Source organism: Pseudomonas sp. ARP3 (genome assembly GCF_001029595.1).
Taxonomy (GTDB): domain Bacteria; phylum Pseudomonadota; class Gammaproteobacteria; order Pseudomonadales; family Pseudomonadaceae; genus Aquipseudomonas; species Aquipseudomonas rhodesiae.
The window spans coordinates 221,304-245,191 of the sequence record NZ_LEKF01000005.1; the positions used below are offsets into that span (position 1 = coordinate 221,304).

Annotated in this window: 21 protein-coding genes and 1 pseudogene; 8 read left to right on the top strand and 14 right to left on the bottom strand. The window is 60.8% G+C overall.

Annotation, left to right across the window (positions count from 1 at the left end; all coding sequences use genetic code 11):
* Nucleotides 1-163: 163 nt before the first annotated feature.
* Together ABX75_RS08695 and glnK are read right to left on the bottom strand one after the other, a co-directional pair.
* A complete protein-coding gene (locus ABX75_RS08695) occupies nucleotides 164-1,501 on the bottom strand; it encodes an ammonium transporter (RefSeq protein WP_034101452.1) in 1,338 nt (445 codons plus the stop codon).
* 34 nt (nucleotides 1,502-1,535) lie between these two features.
* Nucleotides 1,536-1,874: a P-II family nitrogen regulator gene (gene glnK, locus ABX75_RS08700; RefSeq protein WP_002555808.1), complete on the bottom strand. Its 339-nt coding sequence runs from the start codon at nucleotides 1,872-1,874 to the stop codon at nucleotides 1,536-1,538.
* A gap of 421 nt (nucleotides 1,875-2,295) precedes the next feature.
* On the opposite strand from glnK, the gene ABX75_RS08705 reads away from it, so the two are divergent.
* Together ABX75_RS08705 and ABX75_RS08710 are read left to right on the top strand one after the other, a co-directional pair.
* The gene (locus ABX75_RS08705; protein ID WP_034101453.1) at nucleotides 2,296-2,556 is read left to right on the top strand and encodes an accessory factor UbiK family protein; all 261 of its coding nucleotides are present in this window, start codon (nucleotides 2,296-2,298) and stop codon (nucleotides 2,554-2,556) included.
* A 165-nt stretch (nucleotides 2,557-2,721) separates the two neighbouring features.
* Entirely contained in the window at nucleotides 2,722-4,218 is a 1,497-nt protein-coding gene (locus ABX75_RS08710) for a YifB family Mg chelatase-like AAA ATPase (protein WP_047881765.1), read from the top strand.
* 25 nt (nucleotides 4,219-4,243) lie between these two features.
* Here the strand turns inward: ABX75_RS08710 and ABX75_RS29945 are convergent, their stop codons facing one another.
* From ABX75_RS29945 to ABX75_RS08720, 3 genes and pseudogenes are all read right to left on the bottom strand, one after another.
* Entirely contained in the window at nucleotides 4,244-5,104 is an 861-nt protein-coding gene (locus ABX75_RS29945) for a methyl-accepting chemotaxis protein (RefSeq protein WP_371263985.1), read from the bottom strand.
* A 42-nt stretch (nucleotides 5,105-5,146) separates the two neighbouring features.
* Nucleotides 5,147-6,220 (bottom strand): annotated as a pseudogene (locus tag ABX75_RS29950) (Cache 3/Cache 2 fusion domain-containing protein); the annotation flags it as partial.
* A gap of 180 nt (nucleotides 6,221-6,400) precedes the next feature.
* Complete coding sequence (locus ABX75_RS08720; protein ID WP_047881766.1) at nucleotides 6,401-7,321, bottom strand: LysR substrate-binding domain-containing protein; 921 nt, start codon at nucleotides 7,319-7,321, stop codon at nucleotides 6,401-6,403.
* A gap of 153 nt (nucleotides 7,322-7,474) precedes the next feature.
* Between ABX75_RS08720 and ABX75_RS08725 the strand changes: the two genes are divergently transcribed.
* Complete coding sequence (locus tag ABX75_RS08725) at nucleotides 7,475-8,878, top strand: NorM family multidrug efflux MATE transporter (protein WP_047881767.1); 1,404 nt, start codon at nucleotides 7,475-7,477, stop codon at nucleotides 8,876-8,878.
* Nucleotides 8,879-8,903: 25 nt separating this feature from the next.
* Here the strand turns inward: ABX75_RS08725 and ABX75_RS08730 are convergent, their stop codons facing one another.
* A complete protein-coding gene (locus ABX75_RS08730) occupies nucleotides 8,904-10,577 on the bottom strand; it encodes a bifunctional diguanylate cyclase/phosphodiesterase (protein WP_047881768.1) in 1,674 nt (557 codons plus the stop codon).
* A 268-nt stretch (nucleotides 10,578-10,845) separates the two neighbouring features.
* Between ABX75_RS08730 and rep the strand changes: the two genes are divergently transcribed.
* Together rep and ABX75_RS08740 are read left to right on the top strand one after the other, a co-directional pair.
* The gene (gene rep / locus ABX75_RS08735; RefSeq protein ID WP_034101459.1) at nucleotides 10,846-12,855 is read left to right on the top strand and encodes a DNA helicase Rep; all 2,010 of its coding nucleotides are present in this window, start codon (nucleotides 10,846-10,848) and stop codon (nucleotides 12,853-12,855) included.
* Nucleotides 12,856-12,913: 58 nt separating this feature from the next.
* Complete coding sequence (locus ABX75_RS08740) at nucleotides 12,914-13,486, top strand: xanthine phosphoribosyltransferase (RefSeq protein WP_003195447.1); 573 nt, start codon at nucleotides 12,914-12,916, stop codon at nucleotides 13,484-13,486.
* 74 nt (nucleotides 13,487-13,560) lie between these two features.
* On the opposite strand, the gene ABX75_RS08745 is transcribed toward ABX75_RS08740, so the two are convergent.
* From ABX75_RS08745 to dadA, 6 genes are all read right to left on the bottom strand, one after another.
* On the bottom strand, nucleotides 13,561-15,483 hold the full coding sequence (locus ABX75_RS08745) for an acetyl-CoA hydrolase/transferase C-terminal domain-containing protein (RefSeq protein WP_047881769.1): 1,923 nt from the start codon (nucleotides 15,481-15,483) through the stop codon (nucleotides 13,561-13,563).
* A 134-nt stretch (nucleotides 15,484-15,617) separates the two neighbouring features.
* The gene (locus ABX75_RS08750; RefSeq protein ID WP_034115450.1) at nucleotides 15,618-16,028 is read right to left on the bottom strand and encodes a cytochrome c5 family protein; all 411 of its coding nucleotides are present in this window, start codon (nucleotides 16,026-16,028) and stop codon (nucleotides 15,618-15,620) included.
* A gap of 182 nt (nucleotides 16,029-16,210) precedes the next feature.
* Nucleotides 16,211-16,759, bottom strand: a complete 549-nt coding sequence (locus ABX75_RS08755; protein WP_005792468.1) for a cupin domain-containing protein — start codon at nucleotides 16,757-16,759, stop codon at nucleotides 16,211-16,213.
* A 116-nt stretch (nucleotides 16,760-16,875) separates the two neighbouring features.
* A complete protein-coding gene (alr, locus tag ABX75_RS08760) occupies nucleotides 16,876-17,949 on the bottom strand; it encodes an alanine racemase (protein WP_034115451.1) in 1,074 nt (357 codons plus the stop codon).
* A gap of 79 nt (nucleotides 17,950-18,028) precedes the next feature.
* Nucleotides 18,029-18,382 carry a RidA family protein gene (locus ABX75_RS08765; protein ID WP_034115452.1) on the bottom strand — a complete coding sequence of 118 codons (354 nt, stop codon included), beginning with the start codon at nucleotides 18,380-18,382 and terminating at the stop codon, nucleotides 18,029-18,031.
* Nucleotides 18,354-19,655, bottom strand: a complete 1,302-nt coding sequence (gene dadA, locus ABX75_RS08770) for a D-amino acid dehydrogenase (protein WP_034101464.1) — start codon at nucleotides 19,653-19,655, stop codon at nucleotides 18,354-18,356. Before dadA ends, ABX75_RS08765 begins: the two co-directional genes overlap by 29 nt.
* Before the next feature lie 155 nt (nucleotides 19,656-19,810).
* Here dadA and ABX75_RS08775 point away from each other — a divergent pair, with 155 nt between their 5' ends.
* Nucleotides 19,811-20,299, top strand: coding sequence for an Lrp/AsnC ligand binding domain-containing protein (locus ABX75_RS08775; protein ID WP_003176896.1), 489 nt, complete (start codon nucleotides 19,811-19,813; stop codon nucleotides 20,297-20,299).
* Here ABX75_RS08775 and ABX75_RS08780 read toward each other — a convergent pair.
* A complete protein-coding gene (locus tag ABX75_RS08780; protein ID WP_034115453.1) occupies nucleotides 20,296-20,649 on the bottom strand; it encodes a YkgJ family cysteine cluster protein in 354 nt (117 codons plus the stop codon). The two genes, ABX75_RS08775 and ABX75_RS08780, sit on opposite strands and share 4 nt — an antisense overlap.
* A gap of 113 nt (nucleotides 20,650-20,762) precedes the next feature.
* Between ABX75_RS08780 and ABX75_RS08785 the strand changes: the two genes are divergently transcribed.
* Nucleotides 20,763-22,055 carry an FAD-binding oxidoreductase gene (locus ABX75_RS08785; RefSeq protein WP_047881770.1) on the top strand — a complete coding sequence of 431 codons (1,293 nt, stop codon included), beginning with the start codon at nucleotides 20,763-20,765 and terminating at the stop codon, nucleotides 22,053-22,055.
* On the opposite strand, the gene ABX75_RS08790 is transcribed toward ABX75_RS08785, so the two are convergent.
* Nucleotides 22,056-22,280: a DUF1127 domain-containing protein gene (locus ABX75_RS08790; RefSeq protein WP_047881771.1), complete on the bottom strand. Its 225-nt coding sequence runs from the start codon at nucleotides 22,278-22,280 to the stop codon at nucleotides 22,056-22,058.
* A 164-nt stretch (nucleotides 22,281-22,444) separates the two neighbouring features.
* On the opposite strand from ABX75_RS08790, the gene ABX75_RS08795 reads away from it, so the two are divergent.
* On the top strand, nucleotides 22,445-23,869 hold the full coding sequence (locus tag ABX75_RS08795; protein ID WP_034101469.1) for a PLP-dependent aminotransferase family protein: 1,425 nt from the start codon (nucleotides 22,445-22,447) through the stop codon (nucleotides 23,867-23,869).
* Nucleotides 23,870-23,888 lie beyond the last annotated feature (19 nt).

The window sequence follows — 23,888 nt, forward strand, 5'->3', positions numbered from 1 at the left end:
ACAAAGTGTCGAATACGCCTACATGCCTGTAAGACATTCGCACGCTGAAAAATGCCGTGTGCGCCCCATCACAATCACTGCACAAAAATGGCCTGGCGCCCTATGACTGACAAACGCCAGACAAAAAAATGCCCGGCAAGCCGGGCATCTTTTTTTCGCGTACTTACAAGTTGTAGCCGCGCTCGTTGTGTTGCGCCAGATCGAGGCCAACCGCCTCTTCCTCTTCGGTGACACGCAGGCCCATGACCATGTCCAGCACCTTGAGGATGACGTAGGTGACGATCGCCGTGTAGATCACGGTGAAACCCACACCTTTGCACTGGATCCATACCTGTGCCGCTACGTCCGTCACGGTGCCGAAGCCGCCCAACGCAGGGGCTGCGAACACACCGGTGAGGATCGCACCGACGATACCGCCGATACCGTGCACACCGAAGGCGTCCAGGGAGTCGTCATAGCCCAGCTTGCGCTTGAGGCTGGTGGCGCAGAAGAAGCAGATCACACCGGCCACCAGGCCAATCACCAGGGCGCCCATCGGGCCTACGGTGCCGGCAGCTGGCGTAACGGCAACCAGGCCAGCGACCACACCCGAAGCGATGCCCAGTGCGCTTGGCTTACCGTGGGTAATCCACTCGGCGAACATCCAGCCCAGCGCCGCAGCAGCGGTGGCGATCTGAGTCACCAGCATCGCCATGCCGGCGGTGCCATTGGCGGCCGCCGCGGAACCGGCGTTGAAACCAAACCAGCCGATCCACAGCATGGCCGCGCCGATCAGGGTGTAACCCAGGTTGTGCGGCGCCATCGGCGTGGTCGGGTAGCCTTTACGCTTGCCGAGCACGATGCACGCCACCAGGCCCGCGACACCGGCGTTGATGTGCACCACGGTGCCGCCGGCGAAGTCCAGCACGCCCCAGTCCCACAACAGGCCGCCGTTGCCGCTCCACACCATGTGTGCGATCGGTGCGTAGACCAGAGTGAACCAGATGGCCATGAAGATCAGCATGGCGGAGAACTTCATGCGCTCGGCAAAGGCGCCGACGATGAGTGCCGGGGTGATGATCGCGAAGGTCATCTGGAAGGTGATGAACACCGCTTCGGGGAACAACGCCGCCGGCCCGGTGATGCTGGCCGGGGTGACACCCGCCAGGAACGCCTTGCCCATGCCGCCGAAGAAGGAATTGAAGTTGACCACGCCCTGTTCCATACCAGTGGTATCGAACGCGATGCTGTAGCCGTAAATAACCCACAGGATGCTGATCAGGCCCGTGATGGCAAAGCACTGCATCATCACCGACAGAATATTTTTGGAGCGAACCATGCCGCCGTAGAACAGCGCCAGGCCAGGGATGGTCATGAACAGCACCAGCGCAGTGGATGTCAGCATCCACGCGGTGTCGCCGGAGTTGAGGACTGGAGCAGCCACTTCGTCTGCCGCCATGGCCAGGCTTGGCATTACGATGGACAACAGGGCTCCGAGCCCTGCGAATTTACGCAGAGTCATATTGTTTTCTCCTGGGGCGTTGGGGTTTGGCGGCTTAGATTGCGTCGGTATCGGTTTCGCCGGTACGGATGCGAATAGCCTGTTCCAGATTGACCACGAAGATCTTGCCGTCACCGATCTTGCCGGTGTTGGCGGCCTTGGTTATCGCCTCGATAACCCGGTCAAGATCCTTGTCGTCAATGGCGACATCAATCTTCACCTTCGGCAGGAAATCCACTACGTATTCCGCGCCGCGATACAGCTCGGTGTGACCCTTCTGCCGACCGAAGCCTTTGACCTCAGTAACGGTAATGCCCTGCACGCCGATCTCGGACAACGACTCGCGTACATCGTCCAACTTGAACGGCTTGATGATGGCAGTGACTAGCTTCATGAAAACTCTCTCCCGAATTGGTGGACTTGCCCCAGGAAAACAAACCCGTCTCAAGTCTAAGCGCAGTGCCTGGCTTTGTAACGCGTCGTCGCCTCGGCTATGCCGTTGCGGCGCCAGCTAACCACTGGTGACAAACCTGTACCCCTGATCCATCGGCGCACTGCATTCGTCACAGCGACTGCATCAGTGCATGGGTCATGATCGTCTAAGCAGAAACCTTGCCAGCTCCGTAAAAACCACTGAAATCAATCCTTTGCCCACTTATGTCCACCTGCGGGTCGTTTTGGTGAGCGTAATGCGCACGAAAACGGTGCGTGGCCCGCCGCCCCTCTGCGCGAAAAGCGTGCGCTCAAGGCCGTGAAAAAGACTATAGACGGTGCGTGATACACTGCCCGCCAACAGTTTTTCCGGAATATTTCCCATGCTCGCGCCCAAAGATTTCCTCGACGCCCTGAGCGGCCACGCCTCTCGCCTGTTCAGCGGAGAAACTCCATTGCCCCGCAATGAAATCGAAAGCCAGTTCAAGGCCTTGCTGCAAAGCGGTTTCAGCAAGCTCGACCTGGTCAGCCGTGAAGAATTCGACAGCCAGATGGTCGTGCTGGCCCGCACGCGTGCGCGGCTGGAGAGCCTGGAGGCGAAGGTGGCGGAGTTGGAAGCGCGGCTGACGCCTGATCAGAAATAGCCCATACCTCTGTTGAGACGAGCCTGTTCGCGCAGATCTTCGCGAACAGGCTCACGCTCCACCTACCCAAGATACGTTCAGTAAAACCTCCCCGCCCCGCTCTTACCCACCTCGTCTACCCTTGAAAAACCGCAGGAAGCGGCCCTCACTTTTCAAGGAACGAGCATGTCCCTCGCCATCGTCCACAGCCGCGCCCAGATCGGCGTCGAAGCGCCCGCCGTCACCGTCGAAGTGCATATGGCCAACGGCCTGCCGTCCCTGACGCTGGTGGGGCTGCCCGAAACCGCAGTCAAGGAAAGCAAAGACCGCGTGCGCAGCGCCATTCTCAACTCCGCGCTGCAATACCCTGCCCGTCGCATCACCCTCAATCTCGCGCCCGCTGACCTGCCTAAGGACGGCGGGCGTTTTGACCTGGCGATTGCCTTGGGCATCCTGGCGGCGAGCGTGCAAGTGCCGGCGCTGATGCTCGATGACGTGGAGTGCCTGGGCGAACTGGCCCTGTCCGGCGAGGTACGCGCGGTGAAAGGTGTACTGCCGGCGGCACTGGCCGCACGCAAGGCGGGACGCACGGTGATAGTTCCGCGTGCGAACGCCGAAGAAGCCTGCCTGGCATCGGGGTTGAAGGTGATTGCGGTGGATCACTTGCTGCAGGTGGTGGCGCACTTGAATGGCCAGGTGCCGATCGAGCCATACAGGTCCGATGGCTTGCTGTATCTGAACAAGCCCTATCCGGACTTGAGTGAAGTGCAGGGCCAATTGGCGGCCAAGCGCGCGCTGCTGCTTGCTGCGGCTGGCGCACATAACCTGCTGTTCAGCGGCCCGCCCGGCACCGGCAAAACCTTGCTCGCCAGCCGCTTGCCCGGTCTGCTGCCGCCCTTGACCGAACACGAAGCCCTGGAAGTCGCGGCCATCCAGTCGGTGGTCAGCCTGGCACCTCTGAGCCATTGGCCCCATCGGCCGTTTCGCCAACCCCACCACTCCGCGTCCGGGCCGGCCTTGGTGGGCGGTGGCTCGAAACCCCAGCCGGGGGAAATCACCCTGGCCCATCACGGTGTGCTGTTTCTGGATGAATTACCGGAATTCGATCGCAAGGTGCTGGAGGTACTGCGCGAGCCGCTGGAGTCAGGGCATATCGTGATTTCCCGCGCGCGCGACCGGGTAAGTTTCCCGGCGCGCTTCCAACTAGTGGCCGCAATGAACCCCTGCCCCTGCGGTTATCTGGGTGACACCACCGGGCGCTGTCGCTGTACGCCGGAGCAGATCCAGCGCTATCGCAACAAACTGTCCGGGCCGTTACTGGACCGGATCGACTTGCACCTGACGGTTGCACGGGAAACCACGGCGCTGAACCCGGCACTGGCAGCCGGGGATAACACAGCAACGGCGGCCGCACAGGTTGCCAACGCGCGGGAGCAGCAGGAAAAACGCCAGGGCTGTGCCAATGCGTTTCTGGACCTGCCGGGGTTGCGCGAGCATTGCAGGCTGGCGAAGGCCGACGAGAGCTGGCTGGAGAGTGCCTGCGAGCGGCTGACACTCTCCTTGCGCGCGGCTCACCGCTTACTCAAGGTGGCGCGCACGTTAGCCGATCTGGAGCAGGAGGCTACGATCACTCGCGAGCATCTGAAGGAGGCGCTGCAATACCGCCCGGCGGCTATCATGTGAGCATCCCTCCCTGATCAACAGCGCTTCAGCGGAAGCGATCCACCTCATGCCGCAAGCCCGACGCCAGTGTCTCCAACTCCTTGGCGGTGATCGCCAGGTTCGAGACGACTTCGCGCTGTTCGCTGTTGGCCAGCGCAATGCTCTGCAGGTTGCTGCTGAGCAAAGTCGCGGTGCTGCTCTGTTCCTGGGTAGCCGTGGTAATCGCAGCGAACTGCTGACCGGCCGAGCGGCTTTGTTCGTCGATCCGCGCCAGGGCCGACGCCACGTCGGCGTTACGCGACAAGCCTTCCTGCATCAGCACCTTGCCTTGCTCCATGGTGCTGATGGCGTTGCCGGTTTCTTTCTGAATGCTTTGGATCATCCCGGAAATTTCATCGGTGGCTTCACGTGTACGCGAGGCCAGATTGCGCACTTCATCCGCCACTACAGCGAAACCACGGCCTTGCTCACCGGCCCGCGCAGCCTCAATGGCGGCGTTGAGCGCCAGCAGGTTGGTCTGTTCGGCAATGGCGGTGATCACACCGACGATGCCGCCGATCTCCTGGGAACGCTGACCCAATGTGTTGATCACCGTTGCGGTGCTGTTCAGTGCCGTGGCGATATGCTCCAGGGACGACGAGGCTTCCTGCATCGAGTTGCGTCCGATCCGGGTCTGTTGGGCGTTCTCTTGAGCCAGACGTTCGGTGTTGCCCATGTTGTCGGCGATGTTCAGCGATGTGGCGCTGAACTCTTCCACCGCGCCGGCCATGCTAGTGATTTCACCGGACTGCTGCTCCATGCCCTCATAGGCGCCCCCGGACAACCCGGACAGCGCCTGAGCGCGACCGTTGACCTCTTCGGCCGCCTTGCGGATATGCGACACCATGGTCGACAGCGCTTCCCCCATCTGGTTGAAGGCCCGCGCCAGTTGGCCGATCTCGTCATGGCTGGAGACGTTCAGGCGAGCACTCAAATCCCCAGCGCCCAGGGCTTCGGCCTGACGCACCAAATCGCCCAACGGCGCCAGTTTGCTGCGCAACAACCATACCGTCGCACCCACCGCCAGCAACATCGCCAACACACTGCCGATCACCAGACGCAGGCCGACGGCCCAGGTGACCGCGCGGATTTCCGCCTTTGGCATGCTGGCGACCACTGCCCACGGGCCGCCGTCGAACGGTACCGATACGCTGTAGAAGTCTTCGCTCTTATCGCTCCAGAAACGTCCCTTGCCTGGGGTTTTGGCCAGATCCAGCATCACCGGCACCGCTTGCTCCGGGGCCTGCACACCCGCCGGCGACACCAGCCAGTGTTTCTGTTCATCCAGCAAGGCCAGTGAACCGGTCTGGCCGATGCGGAAGCGTTTGAGGTTCTCGAACTGGGCGTTCTGCGCATCGGTGTAGTCGAAACCGATAAACAGCACCGCGATGACTTTGCCGCTGGCGTCACGCACCGGGCTGTACTGAGTCATATAGGAGCGATCGAACAACACCGCCCGACCAATATAGGGCTGCCCGCTGAACACCCGCGCATACGCCGGGCTCTGGCGGTCCAGCACAGTACCGATGGCGCGGCTGCCGTCCTGCTTGGTCAGGGAGGTGCTGACCCGGATAAAGTCGTCGCCACTGCGCACGAACACCGTGGCTACGCCGCCGGACATCTGCTTGAACACATCCACTTCGGTGAAGTTGTTGTTCAGCACCTCGCTGCCCAGATACAGGCTCGGGGTCTGCACACCGGCGACCGCGATGGGCTGGTCCGCGCGCACGCTCAAGCCCGCGCTGAAGCGCTTCTCGAACAGCCCCGTCAGGCGCTGAGTGCTTTCACGCAGCGTGCTATGGAACGTATTCAGCTGGTCGGCGAGCAGGCGCGCCTCGCTGGCCAAATGTTCCTCGCGGGTGTCGAGGTTGGCGGCATCCAGGGAACGCAGGGCAAAAACAGTACTGCCGCCAATGGCGACAGCCAGGATCACGGCAAGGGCCATACCGAGTTGGGAGGCAATCCGGGCACGAGGTTGAGACATGACAGCTCCTGGCCGAGGCCAGGATCATCCTGATCTCATAGCGCTGCTCGGCAAATTATCTAAGTGGGCAAACATTGGTGCACGATGGTTCCAACACACCTACTTCGGCGGGTGATTGCAATACTTGAGCGAATCGCAGGGGTATCGCGCAAACGGTTGCGCACCAGCGTTATAAGCACTTCAATCGAAGCGTTCCACCGCAGGCAACACCATCGCTTGCACTTCGCTCTGCAGGAAATCCGCGAGGCGTCGCAGGCGCTCGCCACCCGGACGGGTTTTCGGCCAGACCAGATAATAGTGCTCGCCACTGGCCACAGCGCTGGGCCATGGCAGGCTCAGCCTCCCCTGAGCCACGTCTTCGGCCACCATCAGCAGGTCGCCCATGGACACGCCGTACCCCCGCGCCGCCGCGATCATGCCTAGTTCCAGGGTATCGAAGACTTGCCCCCCCTTGAGCGACACTTGGGACGACAGCCCCATGCGCTCCAGCCAGTAGCGCCAATCGCGCCGATCCGGCGTCGGGTGCAGCAACTCAGCCGTGGCCAGTCGCGCCGCGTCCCAGGGGCCGTCGTCGAGCAGGTTGGGGGCGCCGACGGGAATCAGCATCTCGGGAAACAGGCGACACGCCTCCCAATCCGTGGGGAAATGGCCATTGCTGAGTAGGACGGCACAGTCGAACGGCTCGTGGTTGAAGTCCACTTCGTCAACGCTCATCCACGCGCTGGTCAGTTGCACCTCATTGCCCGGCTGCAAATGCCGAAAACGACTGAGCCGCGCCAGCAGCCAACGCATGGTCAGGGTGGAGGGGGCCTTCATGCGCAGGATGTCGTCCTCGCTATTGAGGGTGTGGCAGGCCCGCTCCAACGCGGCGAACCCCTCGCGCACGCCGGGCAACAGCAGCCGTGCGGCCTCGGTAAGTTGCAGGTGGCGACCGCTACGCTGGAACAGGCGACAGGCGAAATGCTCTTCGAGGGTGCGGATATGCCGGCTCACCGCACTTTGGGTGATGGACAGTTCTTCGGCGGCGCGAGTGAAAGAGTTGTGCCGGGAAGCGGCCTCAAAGGCACGCAGGGCATAAAGCGGTGGAAGACGACGAGACATTGGGAAAGCTCCGACAACTCAATACGAGAACCCTACCAGACTCGATAGGAGCATGAGTTTTAATCATGCGAACGATCGCATTTATCCCTTTGTGCAATGGGCTGAGAGCGCCGAGAATCAACCCTCCCCCAATTCTATGACTTTCAGAGCGTGATGATTATGCAGCATCCGGCACGTACCGAACTCTGGGCCATTCTGCGGCTTTCCGGGCCGCTGATCGCCTCGCAGTTGGCCCACGTGCTCATGGTGCTGACCGACACTTTGATGATGGCGCGCCTGAGTCCCGAAGCCTTGGCCGGCGGTGGCCTGGGCGCGGCGAGCTATTCGTTCGTGTCGATCTTCTGCATCGGCGTGATCGCCGCCGTGGGTACGCTGGTGGCCATCCGTCATGGCGCGGGCGACATCGAAGGCGCCACGCGTCTGACCCAGGCAGGGCTTTGGCTCGCTTGGTTGATGGCCCTGGCGGCCGGCCTGCTGCTATGGAACCTCAAACCGGTGTTACTGCTGTTCGGCCAGACCGAAACCAACGTGCAGTCGGCGGGGCAATTTCTGACGATCCTGCCGTTCGCCCTGCCTGGCTACCTGAGCTTCATGGCCCTGCGTGGCTTCACCAGCGCCATAGGTAAAGCCACGCCGGTGATGGTGATCAGCCTCGGCGGCACGGTGCTCAACTACCTGCTCAACCACGCACTGATCGAAGGTATGTTCGGCCTGCCGAAACTGGGCCTGATGGGCATTGGCCTGGTCACGGCGATCGTCGCCAATGGCATGGCGCTGACGTTGATGTGGTACATCCGCAGCAATCGTGCGTATGCCGCCTACCCGCTGAGCAGCGGCCTGCTGCGCCTCAATACCCACTATCTGCGCGAACTGTGGCGGCTGGGGCTGCCGATTGGCGGCACCTATGCGGTGGAAGTCGGGCTGTTTGCCTTCGCGGCGCTGTGCATGGGCACCATGGGCAGCACGCAACTGGCTGCGCATCAGATCGCTCTGCAGATCGTCTCGGTGGCGTTCATGGTGCCGGCGGGGATGTCCTACGCAGTGACCATGCGCATCGGCCAGCACTACGGCGCCGGGCAGTTGCTGCGGGCCCGTCTGGCAGGACGCGTCGGAATCGGTTTCGGCGCCTTGGTGATGTTGGGGTTTGCCGCTGTGCTGTGGCTGTATTCCGACCCGCTGATCGGACTGTTCCTCGACCATAACGACCCGGCGTTCCATGACGTCATCGTCCTGGCCGTCAGCCTGTTGGCCGTGGCGGCCTGGTTCGAACTGTTCGATGGCGTGCAAACCATCGCCATGGGCTGCATTCGTGGGCTCAAGGACGCCAAAACCACCTTCCTGGTCGGTTTGGGTTGCTACTGGCTGATCGGTGCGCCGTCGGCCTGGCTGATGGCGTTCACCCTGGGTTGGGGCCCCACCGGTGTATGGTGGGGATTGGCACTGGGGCTGGCCTGCGCGGCAGTGAGCCTGACCTGGGCGTTTGAAGCGAAGATCAAACGCATGATTCACCAGGAACCTGCGGACCAAGTAGCGTTTCAGACTGCGCAAACGGACTAGAAGCCTATTGCGTCGCCTCGCCGCGCTAGTTGGCCGCGCCCGGCATGGCTTGCCGGCCATTGCCGATAGTCAGGTAATCCACCAGCTCAGGCAATGGCAACGGCTTGCTGATCAGGTAACCCTGGGCCTGGTCGCAACCGAACAAACGCAACAGCGCCAATTGCTCTGGGGTTTCGACGCCTTCGGCCACCACTTCCAGGTTGAGGTTGTGAGCCAGATTGATCATGGCGTGCACCAACTTGCGGTTCTCTTCGCGCTCCTCCATGCCGCCCACGAAGCTCTTATCGATTTTCAGCAGGGCAATCGGCAGGCTGTTGAGGTGCACGAACGATGAGAAACCGGTACCAAAGTCATCCAGGGAAAACCGCACGCCCAGGCGACCAAGGGCATCCATGGTTTGTTTGACCAAGTCACTGCGGCGCATCACGGCGGTTTCGGTCAGTTCGAACTCCAACCATTGCGCCTCCACCCCACGCTCAGCAATCAGGCGGCTGAGGGTAGAGAGCAATTGGCTGTCCTGAAACTGACGGAACGACAGGTTGACCGCCATGTGCAGCTGCGGCAGGCCGCGTTCGCGCAAATCCTGCATGTCGCGCAGGGCACGGGAGATCACCCAATAGCCCAGCGGCACGATCAAGCCGCTTTGCTCGGCCAGGGGCACGAACTCGCTGGGCGGGAGCAGGCCGCGCTCACCGTGGCGCCAGCGCACCAAGGCTTCGAGACCGACGATATGGCCGTCATCCAGGTCCAGGCGCGGCTGGTAATGCAGCTCCAGCTCATCGCGCCGCAGGGCACGACGCAGTTCGCTCTCCAGATCGGCCAGACTGCGGGCGTTGCGATTGATGCGTTCGTTGAAGATATGAAAGGTGCAACCCTGGGTGCTTTTAGCTTGCTGCATAGCGATATGGGCGTGCCACATCAGCGGGTCGGCGCCGGCGCGAGCGCGGGCATGGGCCACGCCCAGGCTGCAGCCGATCAGCAGGCTTTCGCCATCGACCCAGTAGGGTTCGGCCATGGCTTCGATGATGCGTTCGGCCATCCATTCAGCACGCTGCGGCGCACGGCGTGTGTCGATCAGCAAGGCGAATTCGTCGCTGCCCAGGCGGGCGAGCTGGTCGCCGATTTCGAGCTGGCTCTTGAGCCGCGACACGACCTGCAGAATCAGGCGATCGCCGGCCTGGTGGCCGAGAGCATCGTTGGCATGGCGGAAATTGTCCAGGTCCAGATGGCCGAGAGCCAGGCCGCGACCGTCATTCTCGGCCAGCCTCGCAGCCAGCAAGGTCTGGAAGCCCTGGCGGTTGGCGATACCGGTGAGCGGATCCTGCTCGGCCAGGCGTTGCAGGGTCGTCTCCAGTACACCGCGCTCGCGCACATGACGCAGGCAGCGGCGTAGCGTGTCGACAGCTATTGCATCACGCACCAGCCAATCGCTGACGCCAAGGGGCGCAACCAGCGGCTCCTGCTCAAGCAGCAGCACGCAGGGCAAGCTGCAACGGCCGGGGGCAGGTTGCAGGGCAGGTGTGGTCAACAGCACCGCGCTCTGGTCGTCATCGAACAGACGACTCACGGAATCCCAACTTGGCGCGCTGATCAGCACAGCCCCATCGCCCATCGGCGCCAGGCACTCGCGCAACAACGCTGCCCACTCAGGCGTATCGGCCAGAAGCAGCAAACGCAAGGGTTCGACAGGCGTAGACAAGCTAGCTCCCTAGACTCTGCAAGATTTCATTGGCGGCGGGCATTATGACGCGCGGCCTGATAATCACCAATGATAAGAGTTATCAAACACGCCGGTTGTAATCATTTGTCAGTGCTTCAACCACAAGAAGCCCCGACATCCTGCGGCAAAGTAGCAAAACCGGCAAATTTAGATCGAGTGGTACGTCACACCGTCGATCCAGGGCAGCAGAATCTTGCCAGCCTGTTAAAATGCCCGCCCTTTTGACCAACGACCCCAAAAAATCCGTATGTCCCGACTCAACCCCCGGCAGCAAGAAGCCGTGAACTACGTCGGCGGCCCTCTATTGGTGCTCGCCGGCGCAGGCTCCGGCAAGACCAGCGTGATCACCCGCAAGATCGCGCACCTGATCCAGAACTGTGGCATCCGCGCTCAGTACATTGTCGCCATGACCTTTACCAACAAGGCCGCGCGCGAAATGAAAGAGCGCGTCGGTACCCTGCTCAAGGGTGGCGAGGGCCGTGGCCTCACCGTGTGTACCTTCCACAACCTGGGGCTGAACATCATCCGCAAGGAGCATGTGCGGCTGGGCTACAAACCGGGCTTTTCGATCTTTGACGAGACCGACGTCAAAGCCCTGATGACCGACATCATGCAAAAGGAATACGCGGGCGACGACGGCGTCGATGAGATCAAGAACATGATCGGCGCCTGGAAAAACGATCTGATCCTGCCCGCCGAAGCCCTGGAAAACGCGCGCAACCCTAAGGAGCAGACCGCCGCCATCGTCTACACCCACTACCAGCGCACGCTCAAGGCGTTCAACGCGGTGGACTTCGACGACCTTATCCTGCTGCCGGTCAAGCTGTTCCAGGAACACAAAGACATCCTGGAGAAATGGCAGAACAAGGTGCGCTACCTGCTGGTGGATGAATACCAGGACACCAACGCCAGCCAATACCTGCTGGTAAAACTGCTGATCGGGACGCGCAACCAGTTCACCGTGGTAGGCGACGATGACCAGTCGATCTACGCCTGGCGCGGTGCCCGCCCGGAAAACCTGATGCTGCTCAAGGAGGACTACCCGTCCTTGAAGGTGGTGATGCTGGAGCAGAACTACCGCTCCACCAGCCGTATCCTGCGTTGCGCCAACGTGCTGATCTCCAACAACCCTCACGAGTTCGAAAAGCAACTGTGGAGCGAGATGGGCCATGGCGACGAGATCCGCGTGATCCGCTGCCGCAACGAAGACGCCGAAGCCGAGCGCGTGGCCGTCGAGATCCTCAGCCTGCACCTGCGCACTGACCGGCCTTACAGCGATTTCGCGATCCTGTACCGGGGCAACTACCAGGCCAAGCTGATCGAGCTGAAATTGCAGCACCACCAGGTGCCGTATCGTCTGTCAGGCGGTAACAGCTTTTTCGGACGTCAGGAAGTCAAAGACCTGATGGCTTATTTCCGTCTGATCGTGAATCCAGACGACGACAACGCCTTCTTGCGCGTGATCAACGTGCCGCGTCGGGAAATCGGCTCCACCACCCTGGAAAAACTCGGCAACTACGCCACCGAGCGCAAGATCTCGATGTACGCCGCTACCGACGAAATCGGCCTGGGCGAACATTTGGACACGCGCTTCACCGATCGGCTGTCGCGCTTCAAGCGTTTCATGGACAAAGTGCGCGAGCAATGTGCCGGCGAAGACCCGATCAGCGCCCTGCGCAGCATGGTCATGGATATCGACTATGAAAACTGGCTGCGCACCAACAGCTCCAGCGACAAGGCCGCGGATTACCGCATGGGCAACGTCTGGTTCCTGATCGAAGCACTGAAGAACACCCTGGAAAAAGACGAAGACGGCGAGATGACCGTCGAAGACGCCATCGGCAAGCTGGTACTGCGCGATATGCTCGAACGCCAGCAGGAAGAAGAAGATGGCGCCGAAGGTGTACAGATGATGACCTTGCATGCCTCCAAGGGCCTGGAATTCCCCTACGTGTTCATCATGGGCATGGAAGAGGAAATCCTCCCGCACCGCTCCAGCATCGAAGCCGACACTATCGAGGAAGAACGGCGCCTGGCCTACGTGGGCATTACCCGCGCGCGTCAGACCCTGGCCTTCACCTTCGCCGCCAAGCGTAAGCAATACGGCGAAATCATCGATTGTGCCCCCAGCCGGTTTCTCGACGAGTTACCGCCGGACGATCTGGCCTGGGAAGGCAATGACGACACCCCGACCGAGGTGAAGGCCGTGCGCGGCAACACCGCCTTGGCGGATATACGCGCGATGTTAAAGCGCTAGAATCGACTACTTTTTAATCTACTTTCGGCGCACAACGCGCCATTAGAGGAAGCTTTCCGTGGAAGCACTGCACAAGAAAATTCGCGAAGAAGGCATCGTGCTTTCCGATCAGGTACTCAAGGTCGACGCGTTTCTGAACCACCAGATCGACCCGGCGCTGATGAAACTGATCGGCGACGAATTCGCTGCGCTGTTCAAGGATTCGGGCATCACCAAGATCGTCACCATTGAGGCTTCAGGCATCGCCCCGGCGATCATGACCGGCCTGAACCTGGGCGTACCGGTGATCTTCGCGCGCAAGCAGCAATCCCTGACCCTGACCGAAAACCTGCTGTCGGCGACGGTGTATTCCTTCACCAAGAAAACCGAAAGCACCGTGGCCATCTCGCCGCGCCACCTGACCAGCAGCGACCGCGTGCTGGTGATCGATGACTTCCTGGCCAACGGCAAGGCGTCCCAGGCACTGATTTCGATCATCAAGCAGGCCGGCGCCACCGTGGCCGGTTTGGGGATCGTCATCGAGAAGTCGTTCCAGGGTGGCCGTGCGGAGCTGGATGCCCAGGGCTATCGGGTTGAATCGCTGGCGCGGGTGAAGTCGCTGGCCGGTGGCGTCGTCACCTTCATCGAGTAATTTGCTACGAGGTGAACACGGATCAAAATGTGGGAGGGGGCAAGCCCCCTTCCACATTGGCTTTGCGTTGGTTTTTAGTGAGCGGTTGCTTGTAAGCCAGCGAGCAATAGGCGCTGGTAGAGGTCCTCCTTCAAACCCTCCGGCGCATCCAACCGCATCCGCCTCAGATGCGCTGGAAACGCCTGCGGCTCCGGTGCATCCAGCGCCGCCTTGCCCAACTCCAGAATCTCCGTCAGCTTGAATTTGCTCTTGAGCCAGTTCAAGGCGCGCAACAAATCCCGCTCTTCGTCCGTGAAATCGCTGCCCAGCGGATACTCCGGGAACAAACGCCGATGCCGCGCCTGGATACCCTGGAGCCGCTCCGGCGTGTTGTCGCTGAAGCGCGGATCGAGCTGGAAATCCTTGGGCAACTTGCCGGCCTTTTGCGCCTGCTCGATCAAGTCGGCCTGGAAGCGCGAGTCGGTGATGTTGAGCAACGCCTCGATCACCTTCGCGTCCGTCTGACCGCGTAAATCCGCGATGCCGTATTCGGTGATGACGATGTCCCGCAGATGCCGTGGAATGGTGCAGTGGCCGTAATCCCAAACGATATTGGAACTGACCTCCCCGGCCGATTCGCGCCAGCTGCGCAGAATCAGGATCGACCGCGCCCCCTCTAACGCGTGGCCCTGGGCGACAAAGTTGTATTGCCCGCCCACGCCGCTAAGCACGCGGCCGTCTTCCAATTGATCAGCCACACCCGCGCCCAGCAACGTCACCACGATCGCGCTGTTGATAAACCGCGCATCCTGACGCTGCAGGCGCTTGAGCGCCTCCTGACCGTACAGCTCGTTGATGTAGCTGATACGGGTCATGTTGAATTCAAGGCGCTTGGAATGGGTCATTTCCTGCAAGCGCTGGTAAAAACTGCGCGGGCCAAGAAAGAAACCGCCGTGGATCGATACACCATCGGGCTGCGCCGCATCGTCGAGCAAGCCGGCGTTTGCCTGCTCCTGAGTGGCCGCATCCGGGTACACCTTGCGTCGTACAATGCCGGCGTCGGCCAGCACCAGTAGGCCATTGACGAACATTTCGCTGCAGCCGTAAAGGCCACGGGCGAAGGGCGCGACGCCGCCTTCACGGCTGATCAACGGCGCCCAGCGGTACACATCCAGGTCCGTCATCAGCAAGCGATAGGCTTCGTTGTCCGCCTGGCGCGCCAGTAATGCGGCGGTCAGCGCGTCGCCCATGGAACCGATGCCGATCTGCAAGGTACCGCCATCGCGCACCAAGGTACTGGCATGCAGGCCGATAAAGTGATCCTGGAAACCCACCGGCATATTGGGCGTGGAAAACAGCGTGGTGCTGTCCTTCTCATCGAGCAGGTAATCGAATACGTCCATGCCCAGCTCAGAATCACCGGGCATGTAGGGCAAATCGGTGTGGACCTGGCCGACGATCAGGATGGTCTCACCCGCCTCACGGCGCTTGGCGATCATCGGCAGTAGGTCGAGGGTAATGTCGGGGTTGCAGCTCAGGCTCAGGCGGTCGGGGTGTTCGGTACTGCTGGCGACCAGTTGCGCCACCAGGTTCAGGCCGGCGGCGTTGATGTCGCGGGCAGCATGGCTGTAGTTGCTGCTGACGTAATCCTGCTGGGCCGAAACGCTGTGCAGCAGGCTGCCGGGCTGCATGAAGAATTGCTGCACGTGGATATTGGGCGGCAGGCTGTCTTTATGCAGGTCGGCGAGAAAGTCCAATTCAGGGTAATCACCGAACACGCGCTCGATAAAGGGTTCGAGGAAACGCTTCTGCAAACCGTCGCCCAATGTCGGGCGGCCCAGGCTTAGAGCGGTATAAATGGTCAGCGCTCGTTCCGGTAACTTGGCAATACGCCGATACAACGCGTTGACGAACAGATTGGGTTTACCCAAACCCAGGGGCAGGCCCATATGGATATGCGCCGGCAACCGTGCCAGTACGTCGTCAACTGCTTGCTCGATTGAACACAACTGCACCATCCGACCCTCCTGACATTCCATGATTTGGGTTGGACCGAGCTTGCAGGCTCTTTGCTGCAATAACCAGCCTTCAGGATGAATCCCAGGCACAAAAAAGCCGCTCGTAAGCGGCATTTTTGACGAAGATCGGCTGATTAAAGACCGGACATCTTCTTGATCGCGCCCTTGAGGTCATCATCGGAGCAATCGGCGCAAGTGCCTTTAGGCGGCATGGCGTTGATGCCAGTGATAGCCTTGGCCAGGATGCCATCGAGGCCGCCCTGGTGGTCAGCGCGCTCTTTCCAGGCCGCGGTGTCGCCAATTTTCGGCGCGCCAAGCAAACCCGAGCCGTGACATGCGTTGCAGTGCTTGGCGATGATCTGATCTGCCGTTTTCGCTCCACCACCGCCGGCAGCCACGGCCACTTCCATGCCTTTGCATTCCTGACCTTGAACACACACCTGGCCCACAGGCTCCAGGCGCTTGGCGATCTCATCATTGGTGGCAGCTTGAGCGCTGACAGCCCATAGAGCCAGTACGGTTGCTGGTGCAGCCAGCATTTTCATAATTAGGTTCACGCGTTCACCCTCAATGGTGGCTATTCACGCCTGCGGCCACGGTTTCGCAGGCGGCGAAAGTATAACGGTTAGCCCGCCTGGCTGAAACAACCCTATTAACCAAAGGGAGATTCAGTCTGGCGGAATGCAGCTACGGGCGGCTCTGCAATGCTGGCAGGACGCCTCTTCTGTTAAAAGTTCGCGGGTGTGGCTGCGCTGATTAGTCGCGCCGGCACGTCGAACGGATTGCGAAAACGGTGGGGCTTGGTGCTTTCAAAGTAGTAGCTATCGCCCGCTTCGAGCACAAAAGTTTCAAGACCGACCACCAACTCCAACCGGCCTTCCAGCAGAATCCCGGTTTCCTCGCCCTCGTGGGTGAGCATTTCTTCACCTGTGTCGGCGCCAGGCGGGTAGATCTCGTTGAGAAACGCGATGGCCCGGCTTGGATGCGCGCGGCCCACCAGTTTCATCGTGACGGCGCCGTCGGAGATGTCGATCAGCTCATTGGCTTTATAGACGATCTGCGTCGGTATTTCCTGAAGGATCTCTTCAGAGAAGAACTCGACCATGGACATGGGAATGCCACCCAGCACCTTGCGCAAGGAGCTGATCGAAGGGCTGACACTGTTTTTTTCGATCATCGAAATGGTGCTGTTGGTGACACCCGCGCGCTTGGCGAGCTCACGCTGGGAAAGACCTTTGAGTTTACGGATGGATTGCAGTCGTTCGCCGACGTCCAATGCAGGTGCCTCCTAGGATTCAGGCTTTGTTGTAATTGAGCGTTATCATGGCGACAGCGTTCAGTATTTACAACACTTTGGCCTAAATCCCGACCAGCTCCATTCGTGACGACCTGTCAGGCCTCGGAGTAGAGCCTTGGCACCCGCCGCAGGTTGCAAAAGATCTGGTAGGGGATGGTCTCGGCGGCGACGGCCACGTCACTGGCCAAGATGTTCTTGCCCCACAATTCCACCGTAGAGCCCAGACCGGCCTGAGGCACGTCCGTCAGGTCGATGCACAGCATGTCCATGGACACACGCCCCAGCAACTGACTGCGCTGCCCGGCCACCAGCACCGGCGTACCCGTGGGAGCATGGCGCGGGTAACCGTCGGCGTAACCCATGGCCACTACCCCGATTCGCATCGGCTTGGGCGTGATGAACCTGGCACCGTAGCCTACGGGCTCACCCGCCGGCAGTTCACGCACGCAGATCACTTTCGATTCCAGGGTCATCACCGGCTGCAAACGTGCGGCCACAGACTGCGCTTCGCCGAAAGGCGTAGCACCGTAAAGCATGATGCCGGGCCGGACCCAGTCGCTGGACACATTCGGCCAGCCCATTACCGATGGCGAATTGCGCAAGCTGACCTCTGCGCTCAGGCCCTGGCGCGCCGCATCAAACACCGCCACCTGCTCATCACTGCTCACGCAATCGAGCTCATCGGCGCGGGCGAAGTGGCTCATCAGCACAATCTTGGCAACGCTGCCGGTCGCCAGTAGGCGCTGGTAAGCCTCGTGATAATCCTTAGGGTGCAAGCCCACGCGGTGCATACCCGAATCCAGCTTGAGCCAGACGGTCAGCGGCTTGCTCAAGCGCGCCTGTTCGATCGCCTCCAGTTGCCACAGCGAGTGCACCACGCACCAGAAATCATGCTCGATGATCAGTGGCAGCTCGTCGGCTTCAAAAAAGCCTTCCAGCAGCAGCACCGGCGCACGAATGCCAGCGGCACGCAGTTCCAAAGCTTCCTCGATGCACGCTACGGCAAAGCCGTCGGCCTCGGCTTCCAGCGCCTGGGCCACACGTACGGCACCGTGGCCATAGGCATCGGCCTTGATCACGGCAAGTGCCTTGGCTCCCGTGACTTCACGGGCCAATTGGTAGTTGTGGCGCAGGGCTTGGAGGTCGATCAGGGCACGGGCTGGACGCATGACGGCAGGCTTCTAGGCGGCAGAGTGAAGAAAAACCGGCGCTGATCAACAAACCTCAGCGCCGGGAGAGGGATCTGTATTACGGCAGAGCAGCCACGACGGACAGTTCTACCAGGATTTGCGGCTCGCACAGCTTGGCCTCAACCGTGGCGCGGGCCGGGGCAACCCCTTTGGGCAACCAAGCGTCCCACACCGCGTTCATACCGGCGAAATCGGCGTCGATGTCTTTCAAATAAATCGTCACCGACAGCAATCGGGTCTTGTCGGTACCGGCCAGGTCCAGCAAACGCTCGATATTGGCCAAGGTTTCACGGGTCTGCTGTTCAATCCCGGCGCCCATGTCGTCGCCGACTTGCCCAGCCAGGTACACGGTACCGCTGTGGACAACGATCTGGCTCATGCGCTCATTGATGAGCTGGCGCTGGATTGACATGTTTTGCGGACTCCTGGTGGTTGCCATAACGGGAAATATCGAGGCCTGCGGCGCTGATTTGCGGGGTTTTCTTGGCCATCAGGTCGGCCAGCAAACGGCCCGAGCCGCAGGCCATGGTCCAACCGAGCGTGCCGTGGCCGGTATTCAGGAACAGGTTCTTGAACGGCGTGGCACCGACAATCGGCGTGCCGTCAGGTGTAGTTGGACGCAGGCCGGTCCAGAACGAAGCCTGGGCCAAATCACCGCCCTGAGGATAAAGGTCGTTGACGATCATCTCCAGGGTTTCCCGGCGACGCGGGTTCAGCGACAGGTCAAAACCGGCTATTTCAGCCATGCCGCCGACGCGGATGCGGTTGTCGAAACGGGTGATAGCGACCTTGTAGGTCTCGTCGAGAATGGTCGACGTGGGCGCCATCGCCGGGTTGGTGATCGGCACAGTCAGCGAGTACCCCTTGAGTGGGTACACCGGGGCCTTGATACCCAGCGGCTTGAGCAACTTCGGCGAATAACTGCCCAAGGCGAGCACGTAGCGATCGGCCGTTTCCAGCTTGCCATCGATCCATACGCCGTTGATGCGGTCGCCCGCGTGATCGAGGCGCTGGATGTCTTGTTCGAAGCGGAACTCAACGCCCAATTGCGTGCACATCTCGGCCAGGCGCGTGGTGAACATCTGGCAGTCGCCGGTCTGATCGTTGGGCAAGCGCAGGGCACCGGCCAGAATATCGGTGACGCTGGCCAGGGCAGGCTCGACGCGAGCAATGCCGGCACGGTCAAGCAGTTCGAAAGGCACGCCGGACTCTTTGAGCACCGCGATGTCCTTGGCCGCGCCATCCAACTGCGCCTGGGTACGGAACAGTTGGGTAGTACCGAGGCTGCGGCCTTCGTAGGCAATACCGGTCTCGGCGCGCAGCTCATCAAGGCAGTCGCGGCTGTATTCGGACAAACGCACCATGCGCTCTTTGTTAACTGCATACCGGCTGGCGGTGCAGTTGCGCAGCATCTGCGCCATCCACAGGTATTGATCGATATCGGCGGTGGCCTTGATGGCCAGCGGCGCGTGGCGTTGCAGCAGCCATTTCATGGCCTTGAGCGGCACACCCGGTGCGGCCCAGGGCGAGGCGTAACCGGGGGACACCTGACCGGCGTTGGCGAAACTGGTTTCCATGGCTGCGGCGGGTTGACGGTCGACGACCACCACTTCGAAACCGGCACGCGCCAAATAGTACGCACTGGTGACACCAATGACGCCGCTACCCAAGACCAGAACGCGCATTTTTATATCCTCATCGCGGCGTGGCCGCCGACGTGTGTTATTCGAGCAATGATGGGCGCAGTATAAAAAGCAATCACCAGTGCATTTCACTATATAAATGCCTATATTTGGCGACAATTCTCGGCAAAAACTGTTTTTACAGAGGCGTATCCCCTATGCGTACCAATACCCAGACCAAACGGGAGCTGGACAAGATCGATCGCAATATCCTGCGCATCCTACAAACCGACGGGCGCATATCGTTCACTGAGCTGGGGGAAAAGGTCGGCCTCTCGACCACGCCCTGCACCGAGCGCGTGCGGCGCCTGGAGCGCGAGGGGATCATCATGGGCTACAACGCACGGCTGAACCCGCAGCATTTGAAGGGGAGTTTGCTGGTATTTGTCGAGATCAGCCTGGATTACAAGTCGGGAGACACTTTCGAAGAGTTCCGCCGCGCCGTGCTGAAACTGCCCCATGTGCTGGAGTGCCACTTGGTGTCCGGTGACTTCGACTACCTGGTGAAAGCGCGGATTTCCGAGATGGCCTCGTACCGCAAACTGCTGGGCGACATCCTGCTCAAGCTGCCCCACGTGCGTGAGTCCAAGAGCTATATCGTGATGGAAGAGGTAAAGGAGAGCCTGAACCTGCCGATCCCGGACTAAACCAATACCTGCCGGGTGCTGGCCATATATTCGTGGATCTGTTTTTCCACCCGTGGATGAATCAACTCCACCGGCCGGCGCCCGTTGGGGCATGGCAAGGTTTGGGTGGTGCCGAACAACCGACAGATCAGCGGTCGCTCGTCATACACCGTGCAGCCAGTGGGGCCCAGGTGGACGCAGTTCAGCTCGTCCATGGCGGCTTCCTGCTCGGCAGCGGTCTTGCGCGGCAGGCGCGACATTTCCTCGGGGGATGTGGTCACCGGCCCACAGCAGTCGTGGCAGCCCGGAACACACTCGAACGAAGGAATCTGACGGCGCAATGCGCTGATCTTCTGACGGTTGCAACTCATCGAACAGGTACTCAACGGCGAACAGGGGTGGATTCTGCCGCAAATTGCCCTGCGCAGACAGCATCGTCCGACCGCTGTATCCTGCGTCAAATTTTCCAAACAGGGATGCGCCCATGACCGCCAGCGCCCGGCACGCCGATTCCTACTACGCCGCCAGCAGCCTACCTCTGCCTGATTACCCAGCGTTGACAGGGGAAGTCACGGCCGACGTGTGCGTGGTCGGCGGCGGCTTTTCCGGGCTCAACACCGCACTGGAACTGGCCGACCGCGGTTTCAGCGTAGTGCTGCTGGAAGCGCGCAAAGTCGCCTGGGGCGCCAGCGGACGTAATGGCGGCCAGCTGATTCGCGGCGTCGGCCATGGGCTCGACCAGTTCGCCAACGTCATCGGCACCGACGGCGTGCGCCAGATGAAGCAGATGGGCCTGGAAGCCGTGGAGATCGTGCGCGAGCGCGTCGAGCGCTTCCAGATCCCTTGCGACTTGACCTGGGGCTATTGCGACCTCGCCAATAAACCTCGCGATCTGCAGGGCCTGGCCGAAGATGCCGAAGAACTGCGCAGCCTCGGTTATCGTCATGAAGTGCGCTTGCTGCAAGCCAACGAAATGAGCAGCGTGATCGGCTCCGAGCGCTACGTCGGAGGCATGATCGACATGGGTTCCGGCCACCTGCACCCGCTGAACCTAGCCCTTGGCGAAGCTGCTGCCGCCGAGCGGCTGGGCGTGAGGCTGTTCGAACAGTCAGAAGTGACCCGCATCGACTACGGCTCCGAGGTCCAAGTCCACACCAACCAGGGTATGGTGCGCGCAAAGACGCTGGTGCTGGCCTGCAACGCTTATCTCAATGGCCTCAACCCTCACCTGAGCGGCAAGGTACTGCCCGCCGGCAGCTATATCATCGCCACCGAACCCTTGAGTGAAGCCAAGGCCACGCAATTACTACCGCAGAACATGGCGGTGTGTGATCAGCGAGTCACCGTGGATTACTTCCGGCTGTCCGCCGATCGTCGCCTGCTGTTCGGTGGTGCTTGTCATTATTCCGGACGCGATCCCAAGGACATCGGCGCTTATATGCGTCCGAAAATGCTGCAAGTGTTCCCGCAGTTGGCCGACGTGAAGATCGATTACCAATGGGGCGGCATGATCGGCATCGGCGCCAATCGCCTGCCGCAGATCGGTCGCCTGGCCGATCAGTCCAATGTGTATTACGCCCAGGCTTACGCCGGCCATGGCCTCAACGCCACGCATCTGGCGGGCCGGCTGCTGGCCGAAGCGATCAGCGGCCAACAGCAGGGGCGTTTCGATCTGTTCGCCCAGGTGCCGCATATGACCTTCCCCGGTGGCAAGCATTTGCGCTCGCCGCTGCTGGCGTTGGGCATGCTTTGGCACCGTCTCAAAGAGCTGCTCTGATCAATCGCGCCAGAACGGTTTCAGACCTTCCTGGCGCGCCTGTTGGGCACTCAAGCCGATGTCGCGCAGTTGCTCGCCGGTCATGCTCAGCAAAGCCTTGCGCGTGTGGCGACGGCGCCAGAACAGCCCCCAACGGCTGATATCGCTTGGCGTTGCGACCCGTGCGTGGTCAGCCTCCAATTCCTGACTGTGTAACCTCAGGCGCACATCGCTTATGCCGTTCATTTTGTTGCCCCTCATTTGCCGGTTGCCATGAGCGACTAGAATGAGCGAGCGAGCAAAACCATTACAGATTCAACCTTTATCTATTAAATCCATACAGATACTGCCACTGGGCGGCTGAATCCTGTATTTTCCCAAGATCTGTACTGGTCCCGGGAGCGACCGCCATGACCCTCTACGTCAACCTCGCCGAACTGCTGGGCACTCGCATCGAACAAGGCTTCTATCGCCCCGGCGACCGGTTGCCCTCCGTCCGTGCGTTGAGTGTGGAGCACGGGGTCAGCCTGAGCACCGTGCAACAGGCCTATCGCTTGCTGGAAGACAACGGCCTGGCAACCCCCAAGCCCAAGTCCGGGTACTTCGTACCCGTGGGCCGTGAGCTGCCCGCCCTGCCGGAAATAGGCCGTCCGGCCCAGCGCCCAGTGGAGATTTCCCAATGGGATCAGGTGCTGGAACTTATTCGCGCCGTACCGCGTAAAGACGTCATACAGATGGGCCGCGGCATGCCCGATGTGTTGTCACCCACCCTCAAACCCCTGCTGCGCAGCCTGGCCCGCGTCAGTCGACGCCAGGATCTTCCCGGCCTGTATTACGACAACATCCTCGGCTGTATGGAGTTGCGCGAGCAGATTGCTCGACTGTCATTGGATTCCGGCTGCCAACTGGGCGCCGAAGACATCGTGATCACCACCGGCTGCCACGAGGCACTCTCCGCCAGCATCCACGCCATCTGTGAGCCCGGCGATATCGTCGCGGTAGACTCGCCGAGCTTCCATGGCGCCATGCAGACCCTCAAAGGCCTGGGCATGAAGGCCCTGGAAATTCCTACCGACCCGCTCACCGGCATCAGCCTCGAAGCGCTGGAGCTGGCCTTAGAGCAGTGGCCGATCAAGGTCATCCAATTGACTCCCAACTGTAACAACCCGCTGGGCTACATCATGCCCGAGGCACGCAAGCGTGCGCTGCTGAACCTGGCCCAGCGCTTCGATGTGGCAATTATCGAAGACGATGTATACGGCGAATTGGCCTACAGCTACCCACGCCCGCGCACGATCAAATCCTTCGATGAAGACGGCCGCGTACTGTTGTGCAGTTCATTCTCCAAAACCCTCGCACCAGGCCTGCGTATTGGCTGGGTCGCACCGGGGCGCTATTTGGAGCGAGTGCTGCACATGAAATACATCAGCACCGGTTCTACGGCCACACAGCCGCAGATCGCGATCGCCGAATTCCTCAAGGGCGGGCATTTCGAACCACATTTGCGACGGATGCGCACCCAATACCAGCGCAATCGTGACCTGATGCTCGATTGGGTCAGCCGGTATTTTCCCGCTGGCACCCGCGCCAGCCGGCCTCAGGGCAGCTTCATGCTGTGGGTAGAACTACCGGAGGGCTTCGACACCCTCAAACTCAACCGTGTGCTGGTAGAACAAGGCGTACAGGTGGCTGTAGGAAGCATCTTTTCTGCATCCGGCAAGTACCGCAATTGCCTGCGCATGAACTATGCTGCCAAGCCAACCCCGCAGATCGAAGAGGCAGTGCGCAAGGTCGGCATCGCCGCGAGCAAAATGCTGGCCGAATCAGCGGACTGACCTTTCACGGCAAATAGCC

Excerpts from the sequence above, each read along its gene's own strand:
- ABX75_RS08695 (WP_034101452.1), bottom strand. The coding sequence starts at position 1,501 with ATGACTCTGCGTAAATTCGCAGGGCTCGGAGCCCTGTTGTCCATCGTA.
- glnK (WP_002555808.1), bottom strand. The coding sequence starts at position 1,874 with ATGAAGCTAGTCACTGCCATCATCAAGCCGTTCAAGTTGGACGATGTA.
- ABX75_RS08705 (WP_034101453.1), top strand. The coding sequence starts at position 2,296 with ATGCTCGCGCCCAAAGATTTCCTCGACGCCCTGAGCGGCCACGCCTCT.
- ABX75_RS08710 (WP_047881765.1), top strand. The coding sequence starts at position 2,722 with ATGTCCCTCGCCATCGTCCACAGCCGCGCCCAGATCGGCGTCGAAGCG.
- ABX75_RS29945 (WP_371263985.1), bottom strand. The coding sequence starts at position 5,104 with ATGGGGGAAGCGCTGTCGACCATGGTGTCGCATATCCGCAAGGCGGCC.
- ABX75_RS08720 (WP_047881766.1), bottom strand. The coding sequence starts at position 7,321 with ATGTCTCGTCGTCTTCCACCGCTTTATGCCCTGCGTGCCTTTGAGGCC.
- ABX75_RS08725 (WP_047881767.1), top strand. The coding sequence starts at position 7,475 with ATGATTATGCAGCATCCGGCACGTACCGAACTCTGGGCCATTCTGCGG.
- rep (WP_034101459.1), top strand. The coding sequence starts at position 10,846 with ATGTCCCGACTCAACCCCCGGCAGCAAGAAGCCGTGAACTACGTCGGC.
- ABX75_RS08745 (WP_047881769.1), bottom strand. The coding sequence starts at position 15,483 with ATGGTGCAGTTGTGTTCAATCGAGCAAGCAGTTGACGACGTACTGGCA.
- ABX75_RS08750 (WP_034115450.1), bottom strand. The coding sequence starts at position 16,028 with ATGAAAATGCTGGCTGCACCAGCAACCGTACTGGCTCTATGGGCTGTC.
- alr (WP_034115451.1), bottom strand. The coding sequence starts at position 17,949 with ATGCGTCCAGCCCGTGCCCTGATCGACCTCCAAGCCCTGCGCCACAAC.
- ABX75_RS08765 (WP_034115452.1), bottom strand. The coding sequence starts at position 18,382 with ATGTCAATCCAGCGCCAGCTCATCAATGAGCGCATGAGCCAGATCGTT.
- dadA (WP_034101464.1), bottom strand. The coding sequence starts at position 19,655 with ATGCGCGTTCTGGTCTTGGGTAGCGGCGTCATTGGTGTCACCAGTGCG.
- ABX75_RS08775 (WP_003176896.1), top strand. The coding sequence starts at position 19,811 with ATGCGTACCAATACCCAGACCAAACGGGAGCTGGACAAGATCGATCGC.
- ABX75_RS08780 (WP_034115453.1), bottom strand. The coding sequence starts at position 20,649 with ATGAGTTGCAACCGTCAGAAGATCAGCGCATTGCGCCGTCAGATTCCT.
- ABX75_RS08785 (WP_047881770.1), top strand. The coding sequence starts at position 20,763 with ATGACCGCCAGCGCCCGGCACGCCGATTCCTACTACGCCGCCAGCAGC.
- ABX75_RS08790 (WP_047881771.1), bottom strand. The coding sequence starts at position 22,280 with ATGAACGGCATAAGCGATGTGCGCCTGAGGTTACACAGTCAGGAATTG.
- ABX75_RS08795 (WP_034101469.1), top strand. The coding sequence starts at position 22,445 with ATGACCCTCTACGTCAACCTCGCCGAACTGCTGGGCACTCGCATCGAA.